Genomic DNA, 22,981 nt, shown 5'->3' with positions numbered 1-22,981 from the left:
CCTCACGCCTCCTCGGCGGCGCGTGCCACCAGCTTGGTCCACGCGGTCACGACATGCCCGCCGGCCTCGTCATGCACTTCACCACGGACGTCGATGATGTCGTTCCCGGCCAGGGACTTGATCGCCTCGATGGTCGACGTGACACTCAGCCGGTCGCCCGCCCGCACGGGACGGGTGTACGCGAACTTCTGGTCGCCGTGCACCACGCGGCTGTAGTCCAGACCCAGCTGCGGATCGGCGATGACGTCACCCGCGGCCTTGAAGGTGATCGCGAACACGAAGGTCGGCGGCGCGATCACATCGCAGTACCCGAGGGCCTTGGCGGCCTCCAGATCGATGTACGCCGGATTCGGGTCGCCCACCGCCTCGGCGAACTCGCGGATCTTCTCCCGGCCGACTTCGTACGGCGCGGTGGGCGGATAGCTCCGCCCCACGAAGGACTGATCGAGCGCCACTGACTCGCTCCCTCCTGATGTAGATGACCACAGGTCTGCTGGAGACCTGGAGACCCTGATGTGGACAAGGAAACGACACGAGGCCGTCCCCAACCGGGGACGGCCTCGCATACGAGCCTGATTCAGCGCGTTTCGCGGTGCGCGGTGTGCGAGTTGCAGCGCGGGCAGTGCTTCTTCATCTCAAGACGGTCCGGGTTGTTACGCCGGTTCTTCTTGGTGATGTAGTTCCGCTCCTTGCACTCCACGCAGGCCAGCGTGATCTTCGGGCGGACGTCGGTGGCAGCCACGTGAGTGCTCCTTGGACGGACAACGGATGAACGGATGAACGCAGAAAAGAGTAGCCGATCGAAGGACCGACCCCACAATCGGCTACTTTGTGTAGCGGTGACCGGACTTGAACCGGTGACACAGCGATTATGAGCCGCTTGCTCTACCGACTGAGCTACACCGCTTCGATGTTGGATCTCCTCGCCCGAGGGCGAGGATCACCGAACATCTGAGCCCCAATACGGAATCGAACCGTAGACCTTCTCCTTACCATGGAGACGCTCTACCGACTGAGCTATTGGGGCGAGCGATGAAGACATTACACGGTCGGTTGCCGATCGCCCAAATCCGTTTTCCCGCCCCTCACCCCACGCGTCCCGCGGTGTCCCGTACGCCACTGGTGGGCTCGCCGGTACGACTATTGCGCTCCTCCTCGAACGCCGGCCGAGGCGCCCCTAGGCTCGACTCACGCTGCGTGATCTTGCACGCCGGAGTCCGACCAGAAAGCCCTCACCAGGAGCCCGATGCCCGACAGCCAGCCGCAGCCGCAGCCGTCCGACGGAGCCCCGGCGGACACCACCGCGCTCGTCCTGTGCGGCGCCCGTCTCACCGACGGCCGCACCGTGGACGTACGGCTCAGCTCGGGCCGGATCGAGGCCGTGGGCACGGCGGGCAGTCTCGCCGCGTACGGCACCCGGCTGGATCTGGCCGGCTATCTGCTGCTCCCGGCGCCGGCCGAGCCGCACGCCCACAGTGACACCGCCCTCACCGCGCTCACCCCCGACGGACCGGGCTCCTACTCCCCCGAGGACGTGCAGCGCCGCGCCACCGAGGCCGCCCTGCTCCAGCTCGGTCACGGCGCGACCGCGCTGCGCTCCCACGTACGGATCGGGGACGCGCAGGAGCTGGGCCGCATGGAGGCGGTGCTCCAGGCCCGCCGTTCGCTGCGCGGTCTCGCCGATCTGACCGCCGTCGCCGTACCGCGCCTGCTGACGGGCCTCGCGGGCGCCGACGGGCTCGCGATGCTGCGGGACGCGGTGAAGATGGGCGCGGGGGTGGTGGGCGGCTGCCCCGATCTGGACCCGGATCCGGCCGGGTACGCGGAAGCGGTGCTGGGGATCGCGGCCGAGCACGGCTGCCCCGTCGATCTGCATACGGACGGTGACGATCCGGTCCGGCTCGCCCGGCTCGCCGCGATGGCGGGCGGCCTGCGGCCCGGGGTGACGCTCGGGCCGTGCGCGGGGCTGGCCAGACTGCCCGCCGGGACGGCGGCGCGGGCCGCCGGGCAACTGGCGGCGGCCGGTGTGACGGTGGTCTGTCTGCCGCAGGGCGGCTGCGGAGGCGTGGAACGTACGGATGTGGAGCGGGTGGACGCGGACCGGCGGGCCACGCGGCCGCCGGGCGCGGAGTCACGGGGCTCCGGGCTGCCGGACGCCGAGCGCGGCGTCGCCCCCGTACAGCTGCTGCGGGCGGCCGGGGTGCGGATCGCGGCGGGCAGCGGGGCGCTGCGGGACGTGTCGAACCCGGTCGGGCGCGGGGATCCGCTGGAGGCCGCCTACCTGCTCGCGTCGCAGGGCGGCATGCGGGCGGCGGAGGCGTACGACGCGGTGAGCGGGGCCGCGCGGGCGGCGATGGGGCTGCCCGCGGTACGGGTCGAGGCGGGCTTTCCGGCGGAGTTGCTGGCGGTACGCGGGGAGCGGATCGAGGGCGTGCTGTCCCTCGCGTACAGCAGGATCGTCATCCACCGCGGGCGGGTGGTGGCGCGGACGAGCGCTGTACGGGAGTACTGCGACTCGGCGGCGGCCGTCGCGCTGGAACTGCCCCGGCAGGGACGGTCCGTCCTGGGCAACCCCGGTCCCTGAGCGGGATGGCGGATGAGCGGCGAACGGCCGCCGGACGTACGGTCGTGAGCATGCGAATCGTGATTGCCGGAGGACATGGTCAGATCGCGCTGCGGCTGGAGCGCCTGCTCGCCGCACGCGGAGACGAGGCCGCGGGCATCATCCGCGACCCCGCCCAGGCGGCGGATCTGCGCGACGCCGGCGCCGAACCGGTCGTCCTGGACCTGGAGTCCGCCTCCGTCGAGGAGGTGGCCGAGGTGCTGAAGGGCGCGGACGCGGCGGTGTTCGCCGCGGGTGCGGGCGGCGGGAGCGGAGCGGCCCGCAAGGAGACGGTGGACAAGGGCGCGGCGGTCCTCTTCGCGGACGCCGCCGAGCGCGCGGGCGTACGCCGTCATGTCGTCGTCTCGTCCATGGGCGCCAACCCGGATCACCAAGGCGATGAGGTCTTCGACGCGTATCTGCGGGCCAAGGGCGCGGCGGACGCGTACGTACGGTCCAGGTCCGGGCTCGACTGGACGATCCTGCGGCCGGGGATGCTGACGAACGACCCGGGGACGGGGCTCGTACGGCTCGCGGAGTCGACGGGGCGGGGGCCCGTGCCGCGCGACGATGTGGCGGCGGTGCTGGCCGAGTTGGTGAGGACCACGGGGACCGCGGGGCGGACGCTGGAACTGATCGGCGGGACGGTGCCGGTGGCCGAGGCGGTGAAGGCGGCGGAGGGACGATGAGTTCCGTGCCCCGCGGCGGTCCTTGTTCCCATGAACGAGGACCTGAGCGTGCGGAACGTGATCGAGGACATCGAGGACATGGACCGGAGCGCGCCGTGAACCTGCCGAAGATCGTCCGACGAGGCGAGCAGCCGTACGTCGCCATCGGGAAATCCGTGCGGATGGACGAGTTCCCGACGATCGCCGACCGGCTGCCCGAGGTCATCGGCTGGGTGCTCGGCCAGGGCCTGGAGCCGGCGGGGGCGCCGTTCTTCCGCTACCGGACCGTCGACATGGACGGCGAGTCGGAGGTGGAGGCCGGCGTCCCGCTGGTGTCGGCGCCGGAGCCGGAGGGCGAGATCCGCGTCGGGACGCTGCCCGCCGGCCACTACGCGACGCTCACTCACCTCGGCCATTTCGAAGGGCTGTTGGCGGTGACCCGGGCGCTGCGCGAGTGGGCGGCGCACGAGGGGCTGGAGTGGGACATGACCGTCGTCGACGGGGTGGAGCACTGGGGCTGCCGGCTGGAGTCGTACAAGACCGACCCACGGGTGGAGCCTGACCCGGCCAACTGGGAGACGGAGCTGGCGTTCCGGCTCGCCGACCTGAACGAGTAGCCCGGCCCGGACGGGGGTCGCGGCCCGGACGGGCGCGCTCGTGTGCCCCGTCCGGCCGGCCGTCCGGCCGCGAACGCTCCCGGGCCTTGGCGACAAGTACAGGGTGAGGCCGCTGTCCAGGCGGTGCCGATGGGAGGTCCGGTGGAAACGGACGAAGATCTGCTCACCCGCTCGATACGGGAGCCGGCGGCGTTCGAGCTGTTGGTGGTACGGCATTCAGGGGCGCTGCACGGCTATCTCTCGCGCCGGGCGCCGGGCGCCGCGGACGATCTGCTGGCGGAGGTATGGCTCCGGGCCTTCGCAAGCCGCGGTACGTACGACGTGGACCGCGGCACGTCGCGCGCACCCGCCGGCCCCCGGCTGCGTGCGGCGGCGCTCTACGAGGTCCTCGCCGGCATCCCGCATGTGCGTCTGGCCGGCAGTGTCAAGGACAGTGCGGGACGCCAGGGCACCGCCATTGAACTGAAGATGGGGTACGGCAGCAGTCGCGTGATCATCGAACCCAGGACCTCCCGACTGCTGGAAGCGATATCGGTCCTTCGGGCAAGCCCTGGGGGCGAGGCCGGCACCGTTCGCAGGACGTACCTCTCCGCCGGACCGGCCGAGAACGCTCCGACTCCCCGCACACAGTCCGGGGAGTCCACCGCGAACCCCTCCCCTCGGCCCAAGGGCTGACGCCGGCCCACGAGAAATGGCCCCCGGTCTGCGTTTCCGCAGACCGGGGGCCATTTTTATCGCGTGGCGGCGCCAGGATTCGAACCTGGGTAGGCTAAGCCGACGGATTTACAGTCCGCTCCCATTGGCCACTCGGGCACACCGCCATGGGATGTTCGCTGCCTTCTGGAGAAGCCGCTGTGGGCGGTGCTCCGTGGCAACGACGTAAACGATACCCGATGCGCGGGGGTGCTCCGCCACCGGATTGATCAGCACTCTAGTCGGGTGTGGGTGACTAGGCTTTGCGGCAGCGACCGGCGGTGTCCAGACGCCGCAGCGAGCATGCGATGAGCACCCGAACAGCACCGATTACAAGGAGCCACAGGACATGGCCGACTCCAGTTTCGACATCGTCTCGAAGGTCGAGCGGCAGGAGATCGACAACGCACTCAACCAGGCCTCGAAGGAGATCGCGCAGCGTTACGACTTCAAGAACGTCGGCGCCTCGATCGGCTGGTCCGGCGAGAAGATCCTCATGCAGGCGAACTCGGAGGAGCGGGTCAGCGCGATCCTCGACGTCTTCCAGTCCAAGCTGATCAAGCGCGGGATCTCGCTCAAGACGCTGGACGCGGGCGAGCCCCAGCTGTCCGGCAAGGAGTACAAGATCTTCGCGTCGATCGAGGAAGGCATCTCCCAGGACAACGCCAAGAAGGTCGCGAAGATCATCCGTGACGAGGGCCCCAAGGGCGTCAAGGCGCAGGTGCAGGGCGACGAGCTGCGGGTCAGCTCGAAGAGCCGCGACGACCTGCAGACCGTGATCTCCCTGCTCAAGGGGCACGACTTCGACTTCGCGCTGCAGTTCGTGAACTACCGGTGACACGGACCGACCGGTGACGTAGGAGGACGCGGGAGTCATGGGCGCGGGGCGGGCGCTCCGCTCCCGCCCCGGACGCCACCGGTCGGGCGTGCTGTCCGAATTCCGCCAGCCACGGCGGTTCGGAGGGCGGAGACTCGTTACTCGTAGCGGCTGTACGCGACCGGAACGCGGCTCGTGGACAGCTGAGCACGACAGCTGAGCACGCTGCGAGGAGAGGGATGAGTGATGACCGGGACCGGGACCATGTACACGACGTTCGACAGCCCGTTGGGCGAACTGCTGCTCGTCGGCGAGGAGTCCGCCACCGCGAAGGGCGGCGTCGCGCTCGCCTCGCTCTCCCTGCCGGGACAGAAGGGCGCGGCCGTCGTCCAGGACGGATGGGTCCTGGCGCCCGAGGCGTTCGAGGAGATCGCCGGGCAGCTCAGGGCGTACTTCGAGGGCACGCTGACGCGGTTCCGCGTCGAGTACGCGCAGAGCGGTACGGACTTCCAGCGGCGGGTCTGGCAGGCGGTGGACGCCATTCCGTACGGCGCGACCGTGACGTACGGGCAGATCGCCGGGCAGGTCGGCTCGTCCGGGGCCGGGGTACGGGCCGTGGGGACGGCGATCGGACGGAATCCGCTGCTTGTCGTACGGCCGTGTCATCGGGTGATCGGCGCGGACGGGGCGCTGCGGGGGTACGCGGGCGGAGTGGACCGCAAGGAGCGGCTCCTCGGCCTGGAGGGCGCGCTGGTGAGATGAGCGGGAATCCGTGACGAGCGGAGAGCTGTGATGAACGGGGAGCCGTGATGAGCGGGGAACTGTTCCCGAGGCCGCGAGCCGTCGTCGCTCCCGGCGCCGTGCATGTGCCCGCGTGGCTGTCCGATGCGCGCCAGCGGGAGTTGGTGGACGCCTGCCGGGGCTGGGCGCGGGGGCCGGTGCCGATCCGGCACACGGTGCTGCCGAGCGGCGGTGTGATGTCCGTACAGACCGTCTGCGTGGGCTGGCACTGGCAGCCGTACGCGTACACCCGTACCGCGGGCGATGTGAACGGCGCGCGGGTGGCGGAGTTCCCGGACTGGCTCGTCGAGTTGGGGCGCGAGGCGCTGGTCGAGGCGTACGACGAGCCGACGGCTGGCGCGGCGTACACCCCGGACACGGCGCTGATCAACTTCTACGAGGGCGGCGCGAAGATGGGGATGCACCAGGACAAGGACGAGAGGTCGGGGGCGCCGGTGGTGTCCCTGAGCATCGGCGACCGGTGTGTCTTCCGCTTCGGCAACACGGAGAGCCGGGGGCGGCCGTACACGGATGTCGAACTCTCCTCCGGGGACCTCTTCGTCTTCGGGGGACCGTCGCGGTTCGCGTACCACGGTGTGCCCAAGGTCTATCCGGGTACGGCCGACCCGGCCACGGGTCTGCGCGGCGGGCGGCTGAACATCACCCTGCGCGAGACCGGTCTCGTGTAGCGGAGCCGACGGGCGCGAGGCCGACGGGGCCGGCGGGGTCGGCAGGCGGCGGGGCGGTGTCAGCGCGAGCGGGAGTGGCCGAAAATAAGCCGGTAGAGAACGAGCAGGACAAGAGCGCCGCCGATGGCCGAGATCCACGTCGGCCCGTCGTAGAAGTCCTTGCTGATGGGATGGTCGAGCCAACGGGCCGAGATCCAGCCACCGATGAAGGCGCCCGCGATGCCTATGAGGGTCGTACCGATCAGTCCGCCCGGGTCCCGGCCCGGGAGAAGGATCTTGGCGGCGGCCCCGGCGAGAAGTCCTAGAATGATCCAGCTGATGACACCCATGTCTTGAACCTGCCCTTCACGCCGTCAAACAGTCGTGTCCAGGAAGACGCTGTATGGGCGGGTTGCGGTTGCACCTGGCATCACAGCAGATGGTCCCCGGGGTCAGCGGCCCGCGAACGGCTCGTCGGTGGGGACGATTTCCTTGCCGAGCGGCATCAGCGAGAGCGGAATCAGCTTGAAGTTGGCCAGGCCCAGCGGGATTCCGATGATCGTGACGCAGAGGGCGATGCCGGTGAGGACATGGCCGAGCGCGAGCCACCAGCCGGCGAGAACCAGCCACAGCACATTGCCGACGCACGAGGGCGCGCCCGCGTCGTGGCGGTCGACCGCGCGATAGCCGAAGGGCCACAGGGCGTAGAAACCGATACGGAACGCGGCCACCCCGAAGGGGATGCCGATGATCGTGACGCAGAGCAGCGCGCCCGCCAGCAGATACCCGAGGCACATCCAGAAACCGCACAGAACGAGCCAGATGACGTTCAGGATTGTCTTCATGGTCGGCGACCTGCCATCTGTTCCAGTCGGGCGATGCGCTCCGCCATCGGCGGGTGCGTGGAAAACAGCTTCGAGACCCCCTCCCCGGGACGGAAGGGGTTCGCGATCATCATGTGGCTCGCGGTCTCGATCCGTGGCTCGGGAGGCAGCGGAAGCTGTTTCGTCCCGGCGTCCAGTTTACGCAGCGCACTGGCCAGAGCGAGCGGGTCGCCGGTGATCTGGGCACCCGACGCGTCGGCTTCGTACTCCCGCGAGCGGCTCACCGCCAGCTGGATGACCGAGGCCGCGAGCGGGCCCAGAATCATGATCAGCAGCATGCCGAAGATCCCGGGGCCGTCGTCGTCGTCCGACCGGCCGAAGGGAATCAGCCAGGCGAAGTTCACCAGGAACATCACCACCGAGGCGAGGGCTCCGGCGACGGACGAGATCAGGATGTCCCGGTTGTAGACGTGGCTCAGCTCATGGCCGAGGACTCCGCGCAGCTCACGCTCGTCCAGGATCTGGAGAATGCCTTCCGTACAGCAGACGGCGGCGTTGCGCGGGTTGCGGCCGGTGGCGAAGGCGTTGGGGGCCTGGGTGGGCGAGATGTAGAGCCGTGGCATGGGCTGGCGGGCGGCGGTCGAGAGCTCGCGGACGATGCGATAGAGCTGAGGCGCCTCGAACTCGCTGACGGGGCGCGCGCGCATGGCGCGCAGGGCCAGTTTGTCGCTGTTCCAGTAGGCGTACGCGTTCGTGCCGATCGCCACGACGAGCGCGACGATCAGACCCGTACTGCCGAAGAAACTGCCGATCGCGATGATGAGTGCGGACAGTCCCCCGAGGAGTACGGCGGTCCTGAGCCCGTTGTGCCGGCGGTGCACGGTACGCCCTCCAAGTGGTGCGGCAGGGGAACCCTTTGCTGGTGCTGCTCCACTCTTCAGTGGACCCTTCCGTACTGGTCAACGCCAGGCGGGCGGCACGGGTTCCCTTGTTGCGCCGGACAGGGGCGTACGCCGTCCGGGTGGCGGTGGTGCGGGAGGGGGCGCGGGCGCGGTGCCGCGCGACCCGGCGCACGGGGCCGGTACCCGCGGTCCTTACGGGGGCGCTACGGGGTCCGAAGGGGCTCAGAACAGGCCGGTGCCGGCGAAGCGCAGGACGAGCTGGGGCACCCCGGAGAGGGCGACACCGGCGGCGGCTGTGAGCGCGATCGCGACGGCGACGGCCGCGGGGGGCCGGCCGATGGCCACCCGGTCGCCTCCGCCGTCCGGGACCACGCCGGGGGTCCGGGGAGTCCTGCCGCCGGCTTCCGCCGCGCCGGTACCGGCCTCCCGAGCCGCGCCCGCGCCCGCGGCCTCGGACTGCGGCTCCGACTCCGGCTCCGGCTCGCGGAAGAGGGCCGCCGTCCACTGGAGGTAGTAGTACAGCGCGATCACCACATTGGCGGCCATGACGACGGCCAGCCAGCCGAGGCCCGCGTCGACCGCCGCCGAGAAGACCGTGACCTTGGCGAACAGGCCGATGATGCCCGGCGGCAGCCCGGCGAGACAGAGCAGGAAGAAGCCCATCGCGAGGGCCACGAGGGGCCGCCGCGCGTAGAGGCCCTGGTAGTCGGCGAGCCGGTTCAGCGGCCGCGTACGGGCCACCAGCGCGACGACCGCGAAGGCCCCGAGGTTCACGACGGCGTACATCAGGGCGTACGCGACGGTGGAGCCGATCCGGTCCCCGCCCGCGTACGCCGCGGCGGCGATCGGCACCAGAAGATAGCCCGCCTGCCCCACGGACGACCAGGCCAGCAGCCGTACCGCGCTGTTCGCGCGAGTGGCCGACTGCCGCACCGCCGCGGCGTTGCCGAGGGTCATGGTGAGCGCGGCGACGACCGCGAGGACCGGGCCCCATACGTCCCGGTACGTGGGGAACGCGATGACGGTCACCAGGATGAGGCCGGAGAAGCCGACCGCCTTTCCGACGACGGAGAGGTACGCGGCGATGGGCAGGGGCGCGCCCACATAGGTGTCGGGGACCCAGAAGTGGAACGGAGCCGCGGCCGTCTTGAAGGCGAAGCCGACGAGCGTGAGGGCGACGCCCGCCTTGGCGAGGGTGTCCAGCTGGCCGGGGACATGGCTCAGTTCCGCGGCGATCCGGGTGAGGTGGAGGGTGCCGGTCGCGGCGTACACGAAGCTGACGCCCAGCAGCATCACGGCGGTCGCGGTCACCGACGAGAGGAAGAACTTCAGCGCGGCCTCGGAGGAGAGGCGGTCGCCGCGCCGCAGCCCGACGAGGGCGAACGCGGGCAGCGACGCCACTTCGAGGGCGACGACGAGGGTGGCGAGATCACGCGAGGCGGGCAGCAGCGCGGCGCCTGCGGCCGAGGCGAGCAGCAGGAACCAGTACTCCCCCATCGGGAGTTTCCGGCTGTCGTGGAGCGAGATCAGCGCGGTGAGCAGCGCCCCGCCGAGCACCAGCAGCTGGATGACCAGGGCGAAGTGGTCGGCGGTGTAGCTGCACACGTCGGCCTCGGTGGTGAGGCAGAACGTGGAGCGGTCGCCGGCGCGCAGCGGGAGGAGGGTGAGGAGCGCGGCGACGAGACCGGCGATCGCGATTCCGCCGAGGAGCGGCTTGCGGTGCTCAGGTACGAAGAGATCGGCGACCAGCACGATCAGGGCGACGACCGCCGTGATGGTGGGAGGCGCGATCGCGAGCCAGTCGATCGACTGGACGAGGCTGGCGCCGGCGGCGGCGCTCTCGGCGGCCACGTTCACGACTTGCCTCCTGAGAGGAGCTTCTGCACGGCGGGGTCGGTGAGGCCGAGCAGGACCGCGGGCCAGAGTCCGGCGAGGACGGTGAGGACGACGAGCGGGGTCCAGGCGGCGAACTCATAGGTCTGGACGTCGGCGATGCGCGCGGGCTCCGGCGCTCCGGCCCGCGGCGCCTCCCGCGGGGATCCTCCCGGCGTTTCCTTCGGGGCCTCCCGCGAGGCGTCCTTCGGCGCTTCCCGCGGTTGCGCGCCCATGCAGACGCGGCGTACGACGATCAGCAGATACGCGGCGGTGAGCAGCGTGCCGAAGCCGGCGATCACCATGAAGGTGAGGAAGGCGGGGCGGCTCAGCCCCTCCGCGGGGTCGAAGGCCCCGAACATCGCGAGCATCTCGCCCCAGAACCCGGCGAGGCCGGGCAGGCCGAGGGAGGCGACGGCCGCGAAGGCGAGCAGACCGCCGAGGCGGGGGGCGCGGCCGTAGAGCGCGGCGCCCGTCGCTCCGGCGAGGGTGTCGAGGTCGGCGCTGCCGTACCGCTCCTTGACCGCTCCGACCAGGAAGAACAGCAGGCCGGTGATGAGGCCGTGGGCGATGTTGGCGAAGAGCGCGCCGTTGACGCCGGTGGGCGTCATGCTCGCGATGCCGAGCAGGACGAAGCCCATGTGGCCGACGGAGGAGTACGCGATCAGCCGTTTGAGGTCGCCGCCCGCGCCCTGTTTGGCCAGGGCGAGGCAGGCCAGGGAGCCGTAGATGATGCCGACGACCGCGAAGGCGGCGAGGTAGGGCGCGAAGGTCCGCATGCCGTCGGGGGCGATGGGCAGGACGATACGGACGAAGCCGTACGTACCCATCTTGAGCAGCACGCCGGCCAGGAGCACCGAGCCGACGGTCGGGGCGGCGGTGTGGGCGTCGGGCAGCCAGCTGTGCAGCGGCCACATCGGGGTCTTGACCGCGAGGCCGAGGCCGATCGTCAGAACGGCGATGAGCTGCACGGATGTGCTGAGCCCGCGGCCGTTGTCAGTGGCGAGTGCCACCATGTCGAATGTGCCCGCGTTGAGCCCGATCAGCAGCAGGCCGAGCAGCATGACCACGGAGCCGAGCAGCGTATAGAGGATGAACTTCCAGGCGGCGGCCTGCCTGCCGCCGGTGACGCCTTCCGAGCCGCCCCAGCGGGCGATGAGGAAGTACATCGGGATCAGCACCATCTCGAAGGCCAGGAAGAACAGCAGGAGGTCGAGGACGGCGAAGGTGGCGAGCGTGCCGGACTCCAGCACGAGCAGCAAGGCCACGAACCCCTTGGGAGAGGGGCCCGGGGGCATCTTGAAGTAGCTGTAGAGCGCGCAGAGGAAGGTCAGCAGCGCGGTCAGGACCAGAAGGGGGAGGGAAATGCCGTCGACGCCGAGGTGGATCCGCACGTCCAGCGCCGCGATCCAGCTGATGTCCGTGGTGGCCTGCGTCTTTGACGGCTGGTCATGGTCGAAGCCGAGTGCCAGGACGATCGCGGCGATGAGGATCACGCCGGTCACGGTCACGCCGTGGCGCAGCACGGCCTGGTCGGGGCTCTTGCCACGCAGTCCGGGCGGGGCCGGGAGGAGTGCCGCGACGGCCCCGACGAGCGGCCCGACGACGATCAACGCGAGAAGGAACTGCATCACGGACTCACTGATATCGATCACGGCTCACGCTCCGGCGGCGACGAGTACGGCGGCGATCGCCAGGACGACGGAGCCGGCCAGCAGGGCGCTGAGGTAGGTCTGCACGTTCCCGGTCTGGGCGCGGCGTACGGCGGCGCCGAGCCAGCCGGTGCCGGTGCCCGCGGCACGTACGTACGTGTCGACGACCTCGCGGTCGAGGAAGCGGACCAGCTGGGCGGCCGCCAGGACGGGGCGTACGAACAGCCGGTGGTAGACGGCGTCGAGGTGGAAGCCGACGGCCGCGTGGCGGTGGAGCGGTCCCAGCAGGAGGCGGGCGGGGTCCGCGGGGTCGGGGGCGCCCGCGATCGAGCCGTACACCTGGGTGTGGATCTCGATGGCCTCCCTCTCCGCGAGGGCGGGCTCCGTGTCGGGGTGGGGGACGACGGCCCCGATCGGCGTACGGGAGGCCAGCGCCGAGGTGTGCCGCCAGCAGCCGTAGGTGAGCAGACCGCCGACGAGCGCGACGCCCGTGCCCAGGACGGACGTGGTGAGGTTCGGGGCGAGGCTGTGTCCGTCGAACCAGCCGGGGAGATAGCCGATGGCCAGGCCGAGACCGATGGAGGGGATGGCGAGCACCCACAGGACGGCGTTCATGGCGAGGGGCTGTTTGCCGTAGTCGGGGACCTCGGCGCCCCGGCCGCGGAAGGCCAGCAGCCAGAGGCGGGCCGCGTAGGCGGCGGTGAGGAGGGCGGTGAGCAGTCCGGCGATCAGCACGGTCCAGCCGGCGGCTCCGGGGGCGGCGCCGCCGGATTCGCCGAGGGCCGTGTGCTCGGCGGCGACGAGGACGGACTCCTTGGAGAAGAAGCCGGCGAAGGGAGGGATCGCGGCGAGCGCGAGGAGGGCGACCGTCACCGTCCAGTAGGCGTCCGGGATGCGCCGCGCGAGGCCGCGCATCCGGGACATGGCGGCCAGGGAGTTGGTGCCGGCGGCATGGATGATCACACCGGCACCGAGGAAGAGGAGCGCTTTGAACGCGCCGTGCGCGATGAGATGGAAGACGGCCGCGCCCCGGTCGCCCACGGCCAGGGCGCCCGACATATAGCCGAGCTGGCCGATGGTCGAGTAGGCGAGGACCCGCTTGATGTCGTCCTGGGCGAGGGCGGCGAGCGCCGAGCCGACCATCGTGATCGCGGCCATCACGGCGAGCACCACCAGCGCGGCGGCCGAGGCGGCGAAGACGGGGAGGAGCCGGGCCACGAAGTAGATACCGGCGGCGACCATCGTCGCGGCGTGGATCAACGCGGAGACGGGTGTGGGGCCCGCCATCGCGTCGGGTAGCCAGGTGTGCAGCGGGAACTGCGCGGACTTTCCGGCCACGCCCGCGAGCAGCAGCAGCGCGATCAGCGTGGGGTGGTCGAGGCCGCCGTCGGCGACGGTCTTCAGCACGCCGGTGATGCGGAACGTGCCGGCGTCGGAGGCGAGCGCGAACAGCCCGATCAGGAAGGGGACATCGCCGAGCTTGGTGATGAGGAAGGCCTTGAGGGAGGCGGCGCGCGCCTCGGGGGTCTCCCAGTAGTGGCCGACGAGGAAGTACGAGCAGATGCCCATGATCTCCCAGCCGACCAGCAGCACCATCAGATCGCCGGAGTAGACGACGAGCAGCATGGCGGAGGTGAAGAGCGAGACCAGGGCGGCGTACGAGGGGTAGCGCGCGTCGCCGCGCAGATAGCCCGTGGAGTAGATCTGCACGCATGACGCGACGACGCCGACGAGGACGGCGACCAGGGCCGCGAAGCCGTCGATGTACAGGGCGAGGTCGATGGGGACCGAGCCGGTGGGGGTGAGCTGGGTCGCGGCGGCCAGCGGCGCCTTCCCGGCACCGTCGCCGCCGCCCTGGCGTACGGCCACGGCGATGGCGAACGCCGCGGCGGCCAGGGTCGGCAGGATGGCCAGCGGGCGTACGAACCCGGGTGAGACGCGGCCGAGCAGCAGCCCGGCGACGGCGCCCAGGAAGGGCAGGAGGGGGACGAGGACGGCGAGGGTCGTGGTGGTCACGCGGTGGCCTCAGCCTTCTGCGCCGGGGTGGCGTCGGTCGCTTCCGACCCGGCGCCCCCGGAGCTGCCGGGGCCTTCCGCGGTGTCGCGGAGTCGGTCGATGTCCGAGGTGCCGCGGTTGCGGTAGACCATCAGGACGATCGCCAGGCCGATGCCGATCTCCGCGGCGGCGATGGCGATGACGAAGAGGGTGAGCGCCTGGCCGGCGTGCAGGGTGTCGCGGAGCCAGACGTCGAAGGCGACCAGATTGAGGTTGACGGCGTTGAGCATCAGTTCGACGGACATCAGGACGAGGATCGCGTTGCGTCGCGCGAGCACTCCGTACAGCCCGGTGCAGAACAGGAGGGCCGCGAGCACGGCGGGATAGGCGAGATGCATCAGCGCTGCTCCTTACCGCTACGGCTGTTGCTGGCGGCGGTGCCGTTCTTCGTGGCGCTGTTCTTCGCGGTGCCGTTCTTCGCGGTGGCGCCGCGTTTGCGGGAGAGCACGATCGCGCCGACGAGCGCGGCCAGCAGGAGCACGGAGAGCGCCTCGAAGGGCAGCACCCAGTTGCGGAACAGGAAGTGGCCGGTCACTTCGGTGGAGCCCTGGGCCGGCCCGTCCAGGTCGATCCAGGTCGTACGGAACGCGTCGACGACCACCCAGACCAGGGACACGGCCGCGACGACGGCGACCGCGAGGGCGACCGGGCGGTTGCCCGAGTCGGCGTCCGGGGAGCGGCCGATGGGCGCCTTGGTGAGCATGAGCCCGAAGAGGAGGAGGACCACCACGGAACCGAGATAGATCAGGACCTGCACCCAGGCGATGAACTCCGCCGTGAGCAGCAGATATTCGACGGCCAGACCACCGAGCGTGACGACCAGCCAGAGGGCCGCGTGTACCAGCTGTTTCGTCGTGACGGTCACGAGGGCCGCGCCGAAGGTGACCAGACCGACGAGGAGGAAGGCGATCTCGACCCCGCTGGGCGACAGGAAGCCGTGCGCTGCGAGGCTCACTCGCCCGCCTCCTGTTCCCGCTCCCGCTGCGCCGCCGTCGCGAGCTTCTCGGCGGTCTTGCGGGCGGCGCCGAGCTCCTTCGGCTCCTCGGCGGCCGGGTCGAGGGCGGGCGGCGCGGGCACCGTCCACATCCACTCCCGGAGCTTGTCCCGCTCGTGGGTCAGCTCACGGATGTCCGTCTCCGCGTACTCGAACTCCGGCGACCAGAAGAGTGCGTCGAAAGGACAGACCTCGATGCAGATACCGCAGTACATGCAGAGTGCGAAGTCGATCGCGAACCGGTCGAGGACATTGCGGCTGCGCTCGCGGCCACCGGGGACGGCGGCCGGGACCGTCTCCTTGTGGGAGTCGATATAGATGCACCAGTCGGGGCACTCACGGGCGCAGAGCATGCAGACCGTGCAGTTCTCCTCGAACAGTCCGATCACGCCACGGGTGCGGGGCGGGAGTTCGGGCTGCGCTTCGGGGTACTGGTGCGTGACGGTCTTCCTGGTCATCGTCCGCAGGGTGACGGCCAGGCCCTTGGCCAGGCCGGAGCCGGGAAACGAGGGGGCCACTAGTTGATCGCCACCTTCACGATGCCGGTGAGCGCGATCTGCGCGAGGGCGAGGGGGATGAGAACGGTCCAGGCGAGCTTCTGCAGCTGGTCCTCGCGCAGCCGCGGGTAGCTCACGCGCAGCCAGATGACGACGAACGCGAGCACGGCCGTCTTGAGGAGCGTCCAGACCCAGCCGAGTTCTTCGGCGCCGAGCGGACCGTGCCAGCCGCCCAGGAAGAGGACGGTGGTCAGTCCGCAGAGGACGACGATGCCCGCGTACTCGGCGAGCAGGAAGAGCGCGAAGCGCAGACCCGTGTATTCGGTGTAGGCGCCGAAGATGATCTCGGAGTCGGCGACCGGCATGTCGAAGGGCGGGCGCTGGAGTTCCGCGAGCCCCGCGACGAAGAAGACCAGGGCACCGACGATCTGCCAGGGCAGCCACCACCACTCGAAGGCATTGAGGATGCCGGGCAGGGAGACGGTGCCGGCCGCCATCGCGACGGAGGCGGCGGCGAGCAGCATCGGCAGTTCGTACGCGAGCAGTTGCGCGGCGGTACGCAGGCCGCCGAGAAGGGAGAACTTGTTGGCGGAGGCCCAGCCCGCCATGAGTGAGCCGAGCACCCCGATGCCCATCACGGCGAGCACGAAGAAGATGCCCGCGTCGACGACCTGGCCGACCGCGCCCTCGCTCGGACCGATGGGGATCGCGACGAGCACGAGGAGGTACGGGAGAAGGGCGACGGCCGGGGCGAGCTGGAAGATACGGCGGTCGGCGTTGGCCGGGACCACATCCTCCTTCTGCGCGAACTTCACGCCGTCCGCGACGAGTTGGGCCCAGCCGTGGAAGCCGCCCGCGTGCATGGGGCCGAGACGGCCCTGCATATGGGCCATCACCTTGTGCTCGGTCTGTCCGACGACGAGGGGAACGACCAGGAACACGGCGAAGACGACGACCAGCCGGAGGGCGACGTCGAGTACGTCGTTCACGCGTCTCCTTCGGGGCGGCGGTCGCTCTCGGGGCTCTCGCTCGGGGGGCCCTCGGTCTCGGGGCTCTCGGTCTCGGGGCTCACGCTCCGAGGGCTCTCGCTCTCGGGGCCCTGGCCCGGAGGGGGTTTGCGCCATGGCGCGTCCGGAGTCGTGCCCTCCGGCTGCTGGCTCGCCGAGCCCTGCGAAACGCTGCGCGCACGGCGCACCGGGCGGTCGCCCGTCGCGCCGCGGGCACCCGCGTCTCCGGCGCCCGCCGCGCGCGCCCCACGGGCGGGGCGGGCCGGGGCCGGGGGCAACTGTCCCTTGAGCGGGCCCCACTCGTTCGGGTCGGGGACACCGGGCGGGAGCATCTGGCGCCGCTTGGGGCCGCCGTGCTCGGACTCCCCCGGCTCCTTCGCACCCGGCCACGCCTTCACGACACGGGCCGCCAGGACGAAGTCCTTGCGCAGCGGATACCCCTCGAACTCCTCCGGGAGGAGGAGGGGAACGAGATGGGGATGGCCGGAGAAGGAGACGCCGAACATCTCGTGCGTCTCGCGCTCGTGCCAGCCCGCGCCCGCGTAGACCCCGACGGCCGTGGGCAGGACGGCCGCGTCGTGCGGGACGGTCGTACGGACCAGCAGCCGGCGGACCGTACCGCCGTCCAGGGCGACGACATGGGCGCAGACGCGGAAGCCGGTGCCCGGCTCGTCGACCGCGCTCAGCCAGTCGAAGTAGGTGCAGCCCAGCCGGTCGCGGGCGGTTTCGAGGGCGGGGATCCAGGACTCGGCGGGGACATCGACCGTCAGCAGGTCGTACGCCCGCTCGGCCGTGGCCCCCTCGCCGAAGATCTCGGCGGCGGCGTCGGGCAGCCGGTCGTACGCGGTCACGTCGTCGCCGTGCGCGTCGCCGTTCTCGGCGTTCACGTCATCGTCGTGCGCGTTCACGAGGCGTCCTCCCCCGGCTTCGGGGCCGGCGGCGGTGGCGGGGTGACCAGTCCGCTGCGCAGTGCGGCGGCCGAGGGTCGGCCGGCCGAGGCGTAGCGCTCGCCGAGCGATTCGCGGGCGATCTTCTCCTGGAGCTTCAGGATGCCCTGGAGGAGCGCCTCGGGGCGGGGCGGGCAGCCCGGTACGTAGACATCGACCGGGATGATCTGGTCGACGCCCTTCGTGACGGAGTAGGAGTCCCAGTACGGGCCGCCGCAGTTGGAGCAGGCGCCGAAGGAGATCACGTACTTGGGCTCGGGCATCTGCTCGTACAGCCGCCTCACGGCGGGCGCCATCTTGTCCGTGACGGTGCCGGAGACGACCATCAGGTCGGCCTGGCGCGGTCCGGGGGCGAAGGGGATCACTCCGAGCCGGATGAAGTCGTGCCGGGCCATGGAGGCGGCGATGAACTCGATGGCGCAGCAGGCGAGTCCGAAGTTGAAGACCCAGAGGCTGTAGCGGCGGCCCCAGTTGAGGACCACCTTCATGGGCTGCGGAGCCAGCCGGGAGAGCACACCGAGCCGTTTGCCGCTTCCGGTCGCGTCGCCGCCATCGATCGCGGCTCCGGCTCCGGCTCCGGCTCCGGCTCCGGCGGGACCGTCGGCGGGCACGGTCGGCAGGAGTTCGGGGGCGGGAGTGGGGGTCACGTCCATTCCAGGACGCCCTTCTTCCATGCGTAGAGCAGTCCTACGGCCAGGAAGCCGAGGAAGATGAACATCTCAACCAGCGTCGCGGCACCGTACCCGGGGGCCGCGAAGACGGTCGCCCAGGGGAACAGGAAGATCGAGTCGACGGCGAAGACCACGTAGAGGAACGCGTAGACGTAGTAGCGGACCTGGGTGTGGGCCCAGCCCTCGCCCACGGGGTCCACACCGCATTCGTAGGTGAGCAGTTTCTCCGGCGTCGGCACCACCGGCCGCAGCAGCCGGCCCGCCCCGAAGGCGACGGCGACGAACAGCACGCCGACCACGGCGAGCAGTCCGACCACTGAATAGCTCTGGAAGTAGTCCGACGCGAGAACGGTCGGTTGCGACACGTCCGCCCCTCGCTCCCTGACCTCGTAGCGGCTTCTTCGACTTCTGCGACTTCTGCGACTTCTGCGCCGATGTGTTTCGGCGATCTGTACGGACGGGAGTCTAGGCCCTGTTAAAGACTCGGTAAGCAGCCGCGTCCCGCATAGTGGGGTTATCCCTACTTCGCCTGGCCCAGCCACCCCATGGCGCGCGCCATCCGCTCCATGCAGGCTTGGTGCTTATGACCGTGAGCAGCAGCCTTTCCGACGATGATCGTCCGCCGCCCGTGCGCTTCGCCTTCGACCGGCACACCTGGAAGGAGATCGCGCATCTCCTGGTGAACCTTCCGGCTTCCCTGGTCGGTTTCGTCTATGTGGTGGTCACGGTCTCCACCGGTGCGGGGCTCTCGGTGACGGTGATCGGGCTGCCGTGGCTGGTCTGCGGGCTCGCGGGGGCGCGGCTGCTCGGCCGGGCGGAGCGGGCGCGGGCGCGCAAGCTGCTCGGGGTACGGATCGACGAGCCGAGTCCGCTGTACGGTCCTGGCCGGCGCCCCGACGGGCTTCTGGGCCGGATATGGGCCGGGCTGAAGGATCCGGTGGCCTGGCGGACCGTGCTGTACGAGTTCATCCGGCTGCCCTGGGGTGTGCTGACGTTCGCGGTCACGCTGACCGGTCTCGTCGCGTTCTGGCCGGTCCTCCCCTATGTGGCGCGCGGGCTCAGCAATGTCGACCGGGCGATGGTGCGGGCGCTGCTCTCGCCCTCCGACGAGCTGGAGCGGCGGATCGCGGAGCTGGAGTCGGACCGGGGGGTGGTGGTCGACACGGCCGCCGCCGATCTGCGCCGCATCGAACGCGATCTGCACGACGGCGCGCAGGCCCGGCTGGTGGCCCTGGCCATGGGGCTCGGCCTCGCCAAGGAGAAGCTGCTGGAGGACCCGGAGGCCGCGGCGAGCATGGTGGACGAGGCGCACGGCGAGGTGAAGCTCGCGTTGCAGGAGCTGCGCGATCTGGCGCGCGGTATCCATCCGGCCGTGCTCACCGACCGCGGGCTGGACGCGGCGCTGTCCGCCATCGCCTCCCGCTGCACGGTCCCGGTGAAGGTGACCGTGGATCTGGCCGAGCGGCCTGCGGAGGCGATCGAGGGCATCGCGTATTTCACGGTCTCCGAGCTGCTCCAGAACGTCAGCAAGCACAGCGCGGCGCGGTCGGCGTCGGTGGAGGTGTGGCGGCGGGACGACAGGCTGCTGATCCAGGTGCGGGACGACGGGCGCGGGGGCGCGCGGCTGGACGGTGGTACGGGCATGGCCGGGCTGTCCGAGCGGCTCGGCGCGGTCGACGGTCTGTTCGTCCTGGAATCCCCGGCCGGCGGGCCGACGATCGTCACGGCCGAGCTGCCGTGGCGGCGGCGCGGAAAGGGCTGACGGGGGCCGCGGGCGGGGCGCGACCACACCTCGGGGGTGGGGAAAACCCCAGGGTGAAGAGTGCGACCGGCCTCATGGTGCGGGCGCCGCGGCGCCGGGAGCATGGAGGACACGGAGGACACGGAGGACAGGGAAGCAAGGACCCTGCTCATCCTCGGCACCCTGCGTTCCCGCTCCCGCTCCACCCTCCCGCTCCACCCTCTCTGCTCCCCTTCAGCCCGCTCGCAGAATGGATCACACCCATGGCCCTGGATTACGGATCGCGGTCGCGGCCCCACTTCCTTCCGCCTGCCCTGCGCGCCCCGGTCGAGGGGCGCACCTGGCGCGAGTTCGGCTATCTGCTGCTCAGCCTGCCGATCAGCGCGGTGCTGTTCGGCTACGCGATGGCGACCATCGCGCTCGGGGCGGGGCTGCTGATCACCTTCCTCGGGGTGCCCGTGCTGGCGTTGGGGCTGGCCGGCTGCCGCGGCTTCGGGATGCTGGAGCGGGCGCGGGCGCGGGCGCTGCTGGGGCTGGACGTACCGGATCCGGCGCCGGCCCGTGGCGCGAAGAGCGGGCTGATGTCCTGGGTCGGCGCGGTGCTGAAGAGCGGGGTGTCCTGGCGCCATCTGCTCTACGCGATCCTGCATTTCCCGTGGGCGGTGTTCGCGTTCGTGGTGTCCCTGACGTTCTGGACCGTGGGCTGGGCGCTGTTCTCATACCCGCTGTGGCACGGGGTGTTCGACGACCATCTCGACCAGTCGGGCATCGCGCTCTACAGCGACGGCACGGGGGGCGGCTACTTTCTGGACTCCCCGTTCGAGATAGCCGGCACCTCCGTGGTGGGGCTGGTGCTGGTGCTCTTCGCCCCCTGGCTGATACGGGCCCTGTCGACCGTGGACCGGCTGCTGGTGACCGGGCTGCTGGGCCCGTCGCGGCTGGCCTCCCGGGTCTCGGAGCTGGAGTCGGACCGGGGGGTGGTGGTCGACACGGCCGCCGCCGATCTGCGCCGCATCGAACGCGATCTGCATGACGGCGCGCAGGCCCGGCTGGTGGCCCTGGCCATGGATCTGGGGCTGGCGAAGGAGAAGCTGGCGGAGGACCCGGAGGCCGCGGCGCGCATGGTCGGCGAGGCGCACGGCGAGGTGAAGACGGCGCTCCAGGAGCTGCGCGATCTGGCGCGGGGCATCCATCCGGCCGTCCTGACCGACCGGGGACTGGACGCGGCGCTCTCCGCGATCGCCTCCCGCTGCACGGTCCCGGTGGAGGTGGAGGTCGATCTCCCGTACCGGCCGGCCGCCGCGATCGAGGGGATCGCCTACTTCACGGTCTCCGAGCTGCTCCAGAACGTCAGCAAGCACGCCGGGGCGAGCCGGGCGACGGTGGAGGTGTGGCAGACACCGGACCGGCTGATGCTCCAGGTCACGGACGACGGCAGGGGCGGGGCGGACGCGACGGCGGGCAGTGGTCTGGCCGGGCTGACGGAGCGGCTGGACGCGGTGGACGGGATCCTGGTCATCGATTCCCCGGTCGGCGGTCCGACGACGGTGACGGCGGAGCTGCCCTGGCGGGGCTGACGCCGGGCGGCACGGAGTGGGGCGGGCGGACAGCCCCCGAGGCAGCCGCACTGAACGCGGGCGGGCTGGCGTCGGCCGCCCCGCGAGACACGCTCTCGCGGGGCGGTGGTCCCGTTTTCCCGGCAGGTGGGCGCGGAGCGATCCGAATACTGGGATGCTGGAGGACACAGGGGACAGATCTCATCTATGGGGGCTACTGCATCGTGGTGGAGGACAGAGTGCGGGTCGTCATCGCCGAGGACTCAGTGCTGCTTCGGGAGGGCCTGACCCGGCTGCTGACCGACCGCGGGCACGATGTCGTCGCCGGTGTCGGTGACGGGGAAGCGCTCATCAAGACCGTGGGTGAGCTGGCGGACCAGGGCGCGCTGCCGGATGTGGTGGTCGCGGACGTGCGGATGCCGCCGACCCACACCGACGAGGGGGTACGGGCCGCCGTACGGCTGCGCCGGGACCATCCGGGGATCGGGGTGCTGGTGCTCTCGCAGTACGTCGAGGAGCAGTACGCCACGGAGCTGCTGGCCGGCAGCAGCCGGGGTGTGGGCTATCTGCTGAAGGACCGGGTGGCCGAGGTCAGGGAGTTCGTGGACGCGGTCGTACGGGTGGCCAGGGGCGGGACCGCGCTGGACCCCGAGGTCGTCGCCCAGTTGCTCGGGCGGAGCCGGAAGCAGGACGTACTGGCGGGGCTGACGCCCCGCGAGCGTGAGGTCCTCGGGCTGATGGCCGAGGGCCGGACGAACTCCGCGGTCGCCAAGCAGCTGGTCGTGAGCGACGGCGCGGTCGAGAAGCACGTCAGCAACATCTTTCTGAAGCTTGGGCTTTCCCCTAGTGACGGGGATCACCGCCGGGTGCTGGCCGTGCTGACCTATCTGAGGTCCTGAGCGAGGGAAGTCCCGGTCTGTCGCCCCGTCAGCCGCACCCGCCGGGTGCGCGATGGGACGAAAGCCCTAGAACCAAAGGATGAGGACGGAACGACCCGCCCGAATCGACCAGGTGCGGGCGAATAGGGGCAAATCGACACTCAAGGATGCCTCAAACTGGCGTCCAGTATTCGATCGGTCAAGGGAAGGCGACCCTTACCGACGTAGGGTGGCCTCGGGGACTGCCGGGCGGCCGGCCGGTCCCGAGCCGCCGCCCGAGGGAGGTCCAGTTCAGTGACCAGCCAGGTCAGTAGCCCAGCCGAGCAGGCCGATGGAGCCGGCGGCGCGAGCGATCGCGCCGTCGGTGACCAGCGCGCCCCCGCGTCCGTTCAGTCCGTTCAGGAGGGCGCAGGCGAGAAGGAAGTCCGTCGTCTGGACCGGGTGATCATCCGTTTCGCGGGTGACTCGGGTGATGGGATGCAGCTGACGGGTGACCGGTTCACGTCGGAGACGGCGTCGTTCGGGAATGATCTGTCGACG

Annotated in this window: 25 protein-coding genes, 3 tRNA genes and 1 pseudogene; 11 read left to right on the top strand and 18 right to left on the bottom strand. The window is 70.7% G+C overall.

Going from position 1 to position 22,981, the window contains the following annotated elements; translation table 11 throughout:
* Nucleotides 1-2: 2 nt before the first annotated feature.
* The 4 genes from ACZ7LS_RS05005 to ACZ7LS_RS04990 all read right to left on the bottom strand — a co-directional run bounded on the left by ACZ7LS_RS05005 (nt 3) and on the right by ACZ7LS_RS04990 (nt 1,027).
* Entirely contained in the window at nt 3-455 is a 453-nt protein-coding gene (locus ACZ7LS_RS05005) for an FAS1-like dehydratase domain-containing protein (RefSeq protein WP_382520341.1), read from the bottom strand.
* 122 nt (nt 456-577) lie between these two features.
* Entirely contained in the window at nt 578-742 is a 165-nt protein-coding gene (rpmG, locus tag ACZ7LS_RS05000) for a 50S ribosomal protein L33 (protein WP_003956487.1), read from the bottom strand.
* Nucleotides 743-834: 92 nt separating this feature from the next.
* Nucleotides 835-907, bottom strand: a tRNA-Met gene (locus ACZ7LS_RS04995).
* 47 nt (nt 908-954) lie between these two features.
* A tRNA-Thr gene (locus tag ACZ7LS_RS04990) sits at nt 955-1,027 on the bottom strand.
* Between the two features lie 219 nt (nt 1,028-1,246).
* Between ACZ7LS_RS04990 and ACZ7LS_RS04985 the strand changes: the two genes are divergently transcribed.
* From ACZ7LS_RS04985 to ACZ7LS_RS04970, 4 genes are all read left to right on the top strand, one after another.
* Nucleotides 1,247-2,584: an amidohydrolase family protein gene (locus ACZ7LS_RS04985; RefSeq protein WP_382520340.1), complete on the top strand. Its 1,338-nt coding sequence runs from the start codon at nt 1,247-1,249 to the stop codon at nt 2,582-2,584.
* Between the two features lie 50 nt (nt 2,585-2,634).
* Nucleotides 2,635-3,291, top strand: a complete 657-nt coding sequence (locus ACZ7LS_RS04980) for an SDR family oxidoreductase (RefSeq protein ID WP_382520339.1) — start codon at nt 2,635-2,637, stop codon at nt 3,289-3,291.
* A 95-nt stretch (nt 3,292-3,386) separates the two neighbouring features.
* Complete coding sequence (locus ACZ7LS_RS04975) at nt 3,387-3,887, top strand: GyrI-like domain-containing protein (protein WP_382520337.1); 501 nt, start codon at nt 3,387-3,389, stop codon at nt 3,885-3,887.
* Nucleotides 3,888-4,028: 141 nt separating this feature from the next.
* The gene (locus tag ACZ7LS_RS04970; RefSeq protein WP_385131710.1) at nt 4,029-4,562 is read left to right on the top strand and encodes a hypothetical protein; all 534 of its coding nucleotides are present in this window, start codon (nt 4,029-4,031) and stop codon (nt 4,560-4,562) included.
* A gap of 64 nt (nt 4,563-4,626) precedes the next feature.
* Here ACZ7LS_RS04970 and ACZ7LS_RS04965 read toward each other — a convergent pair.
* Nucleotides 4,627-4,708 (bottom strand) — tRNA-Tyr (locus tag ACZ7LS_RS04965).
* Nucleotides 4,709-4,929: 221 nt separating this feature from the next.
* On the opposite strand from ACZ7LS_RS04965, the gene ACZ7LS_RS04960 reads away from it, so the two are divergent.
* The 3 genes from ACZ7LS_RS04960 to ACZ7LS_RS04950 all read left to right on the top strand — a co-directional run bounded on the left by ACZ7LS_RS04960 (nt 4,930) and on the right by ACZ7LS_RS04950 (nt 6,866).
* The gene (locus ACZ7LS_RS04960; protein WP_382520332.1) at nt 4,930-5,418 is read left to right on the top strand and encodes a YajQ family cyclic di-GMP-binding protein; all 489 of its coding nucleotides are present in this window, start codon (nt 4,930-4,932) and stop codon (nt 5,416-5,418) included.
* Nucleotides 5,419-5,643: 225 nt separating this feature from the next.
* The gene (locus ACZ7LS_RS04955; protein ID WP_382520330.1) at nt 5,644-6,159 is read left to right on the top strand and encodes a methylated-DNA--[protein]-cysteine S-methyltransferase; all 516 of its coding nucleotides are present in this window, start codon (nt 5,644-5,646) and stop codon (nt 6,157-6,159) included.
* A gap of 47 nt (nt 6,160-6,206) precedes the next feature.
* Nucleotides 6,207-6,866 (top strand): alpha-ketoglutarate-dependent dioxygenase AlkB family protein, encoded by a 660-nt coding sequence (locus ACZ7LS_RS04950; RefSeq protein ID WP_385131707.1) that lies wholly within the window; start codon nt 6,207-6,209, stop codon nt 6,864-6,866.
* A 59-nt stretch (nt 6,867-6,925) separates the two neighbouring features.
* Here the strand turns inward: ACZ7LS_RS04950 and ACZ7LS_RS04945 are convergent, their stop codons facing one another.
* The 13 genes from ACZ7LS_RS04945 to ACZ7LS_RS04885 all read right to left on the bottom strand — a co-directional run bounded on the left by ACZ7LS_RS04945 (nt 6,926) and on the right by ACZ7LS_RS04885 (nt 18,631).
* Nucleotides 6,926-7,195, bottom strand: coding sequence for a GlsB/YeaQ/YmgE family stress response membrane protein (locus tag ACZ7LS_RS04945; protein ID WP_382520327.1), 270 nt, complete (start codon nt 7,193-7,195; stop codon nt 6,926-6,928).
* A gap of 102 nt (nt 7,196-7,297) precedes the next feature.
* Nucleotides 7,298-7,690 (bottom strand): YccF domain-containing protein, encoded by a 393-nt coding sequence (locus tag ACZ7LS_RS04940; RefSeq protein WP_382520325.1) that lies wholly within the window; start codon nt 7,688-7,690, stop codon nt 7,298-7,300.
* Nucleotides 7,687-8,550 (bottom strand): zinc metalloprotease HtpX, encoded by an 864-nt coding sequence (gene htpX / locus ACZ7LS_RS04935; protein ID WP_129771783.1) that lies wholly within the window; start codon nt 8,548-8,550, stop codon nt 7,687-7,689. The genes ACZ7LS_RS04940 and htpX overlap by 4 nt, the downstream gene beginning before the upstream one ends.
* 243 nt (nt 8,551-8,793) lie before the next feature.
* Nucleotides 8,794-10,428 carry an NADH-quinone oxidoreductase subunit N gene (locus ACZ7LS_RS04930; protein ID WP_385131702.1) on the bottom strand — a complete coding sequence of 545 codons (1,635 nt, stop codon included), beginning with the start codon at nt 10,426-10,428 and terminating at the stop codon, nt 8,794-8,796.
* A complete protein-coding gene (locus tag ACZ7LS_RS04925) occupies nt 10,425-12,074 on the bottom strand; it encodes an NADH-quinone oxidoreductase subunit M (RefSeq protein WP_382874966.1) in 1,650 nt (549 codons plus the stop codon). The genes ACZ7LS_RS04930 and ACZ7LS_RS04925 overlap by 4 nt, the downstream gene beginning before the upstream one ends.
* Before the next feature lie 27 nt (nt 12,075-12,101).
* Nucleotides 12,102-14,111: an NADH-quinone oxidoreductase subunit 5 family protein gene (locus ACZ7LS_RS04920; RefSeq protein ID WP_382520322.1), complete on the bottom strand. Its 2,010-nt coding sequence runs from the start codon at nt 14,109-14,111 to the stop codon at nt 12,102-12,104.
* Nucleotides 14,108-14,488: an NADH-quinone oxidoreductase subunit NuoK gene (gene nuoK, locus ACZ7LS_RS04915; RefSeq protein ID WP_385131699.1), complete on the bottom strand. Its 381-nt coding sequence runs from the start codon at nt 14,486-14,488 to the stop codon at nt 14,108-14,110. Before nuoK ends, ACZ7LS_RS04920 begins: the two co-directional genes overlap by 4 nt.
* Complete coding sequence (locus tag ACZ7LS_RS04910; protein WP_382520319.1) at nt 14,488-15,105, bottom strand: NADH-quinone oxidoreductase subunit J family protein; 618 nt, start codon at nt 15,103-15,105, stop codon at nt 14,488-14,490. The genes nuoK and ACZ7LS_RS04910 overlap by 1 nt, the downstream gene beginning before the upstream one ends.
* The gene (locus ACZ7LS_RS04905) at nt 15,102-15,662 is read right to left on the bottom strand and encodes a NuoI/complex I 23 kDa subunit family protein (protein WP_382520317.1); all 561 of its coding nucleotides are present in this window, start codon (nt 15,660-15,662) and stop codon (nt 15,102-15,104) included. The genes ACZ7LS_RS04910 and ACZ7LS_RS04905 overlap by 4 nt, the downstream gene beginning before the upstream one ends.
* Nucleotides 15,662-16,630 carry a complex I subunit 1/NuoH family protein gene (locus ACZ7LS_RS04900; protein WP_385131694.1) on the bottom strand — a complete coding sequence of 323 codons (969 nt, stop codon included), beginning with the start codon at nt 16,628-16,630 and terminating at the stop codon, nt 15,662-15,664. Before ACZ7LS_RS04900 ends, ACZ7LS_RS04905 begins: the two co-directional genes overlap by 1 nt.
* Nucleotides 16,627-17,556, bottom strand: a complete 930-nt coding sequence (locus tag ACZ7LS_RS04895) for an NADH-quinone oxidoreductase subunit C (protein WP_385131691.1) — start codon at nt 17,554-17,556, stop codon at nt 16,627-16,629. The genes ACZ7LS_RS04900 and ACZ7LS_RS04895 overlap by 4 nt, the downstream gene beginning before the upstream one ends.
* Nucleotides 17,553-18,248: an NADH-quinone oxidoreductase subunit B gene (locus ACZ7LS_RS04890; RefSeq protein ID WP_385131688.1), complete on the bottom strand. Its 696-nt coding sequence runs from the start codon at nt 18,246-18,248 to the stop codon at nt 17,553-17,555. Before ACZ7LS_RS04890 ends, ACZ7LS_RS04895 begins: the two co-directional genes overlap by 4 nt.
* Nucleotides 18,239-18,631 carry an NADH-quinone oxidoreductase subunit A gene (locus ACZ7LS_RS04885; protein ID WP_385131686.1) on the bottom strand — a complete coding sequence of 131 codons (393 nt, stop codon included), beginning with the start codon at nt 18,629-18,631 and terminating at the stop codon, nt 18,239-18,241. Before ACZ7LS_RS04885 ends, ACZ7LS_RS04890 begins: the two co-directional genes overlap by 10 nt.
* 218 nt (nt 18,632-18,849) lie before the next feature.
* Here ACZ7LS_RS04885 and ACZ7LS_RS04880 point away from each other — a divergent pair, with 218 nt between their 5' ends.
* The 4 genes and pseudogenes from ACZ7LS_RS04880 to ACZ7LS_RS04865 form a co-directional block, all read left to right on the top strand.
* Nucleotides 18,850-20,028: a sensor histidine kinase gene (locus tag ACZ7LS_RS04880; RefSeq protein ID WP_382668526.1), complete on the top strand. Its 1,179-nt coding sequence runs from the start codon at nt 18,850-18,852 to the stop codon at nt 20,026-20,028.
* 242 nt (nt 20,029-20,270) lie between these two features.
* Nucleotides 20,271-21,584, top strand: a complete 1,314-nt coding sequence (locus ACZ7LS_RS04875) for a sensor histidine kinase (RefSeq protein ID WP_382881581.1) — start codon at nt 20,271-20,273, stop codon at nt 21,582-21,584.
* A gap of 218 nt (nt 21,585-21,802) precedes the next feature.
* The gene (locus ACZ7LS_RS04870) at nt 21,803-22,462 is read left to right on the top strand and encodes a response regulator (RefSeq protein ID WP_382668560.1); all 660 of its coding nucleotides are present in this window, start codon (nt 21,803-21,805) and stop codon (nt 22,460-22,462) included.
* A 273-nt stretch (nt 22,463-22,735) separates the two neighbouring features.
* Nucleotides 22,736-22,981, top strand: a pseudogene (locus ACZ7LS_RS04865) (2-oxoacid:acceptor oxidoreductase subunit alpha); the annotation flags it as partial.

This window comes from Streptomyces sp. NPDC039430, assembly GCF_055639435.1.
Note: the sequence above shows the minus strand (reverse complement) of the source record. Positions and strands in the feature narration are given on the sequence as shown.

What these genes read in the sequence shown, in the direction of transcription:
- ACZ7LS_RS04985 (WP_382520340.1), top strand. Translation starts at nt 1,247, where the DNA reads ATGCCCGACAGCCAGCCGCAGCCGCAGCCGTCCGACGGAGCCCCGGCG.
- ACZ7LS_RS04980 (WP_382520339.1), top strand. Translation starts at nt 2,635, where the DNA reads ATGCGAATCGTGATTGCCGGAGGACATGGTCAGATCGCGCTGCGGCTG.
- ACZ7LS_RS04960 (WP_382520332.1), top strand. Translation starts at nt 4,930, where the DNA reads ATGGCCGACTCCAGTTTCGACATCGTCTCGAAGGTCGAGCGGCAGGAG.
- ACZ7LS_RS04955 (WP_382520330.1), top strand. Translation starts at nt 5,644, where the DNA reads ATGACCGGGACCGGGACCATGTACACGACGTTCGACAGCCCGTTGGGC.
- ACZ7LS_RS04950 (WP_385131707.1), top strand. Translation starts at nt 6,207, where the DNA reads ATGAGCGGGGAACTGTTCCCGAGGCCGCGAGCCGTCGTCGCTCCCGGC.
- ACZ7LS_RS04945 (WP_382520327.1), bottom strand. Translation starts at nt 7,195, where the DNA reads ATGGGTGTCATCAGCTGGATCATTCTAGGACTTCTCGCCGGGGCCGCC.
- ACZ7LS_RS04940 (WP_382520325.1), bottom strand. Translation starts at nt 7,690, where the DNA reads ATGAAGACAATCCTGAACGTCATCTGGCTCGTTCTGTGCGGTTTCTGG.
- ACZ7LS_RS04925 (WP_382874966.1), bottom strand. Translation starts at nt 12,074, where the DNA reads ATGCAGTTCCTTCTCGCGTTGATCGTCGTCGGGCCGCTCGTCGGGGCC.
- nuoK (WP_385131699.1), bottom strand. Translation starts at nt 14,488, where the DNA reads ATGCATCTCGCCTATCCCGCCGTGCTCGCGGCCCTCCTGTTCTGCACC.
- ACZ7LS_RS04890 (WP_385131688.1), bottom strand. Translation starts at nt 18,248, where the DNA reads ATGGACGTGACCCCCACTCCCGCCCCCGAACTCCTGCCGACCGTGCCC.
- ACZ7LS_RS04880 (WP_382668526.1), top strand. Translation starts at nt 18,850, where the DNA reads ATGACCGTGAGCAGCAGCCTTTCCGACGATGATCGTCCGCCGCCCGTG.
- ACZ7LS_RS04875 (WP_382881581.1), top strand. Translation starts at nt 20,271, where the DNA reads ATGGCCCTGGATTACGGATCGCGGTCGCGGCCCCACTTCCTTCCGCCT.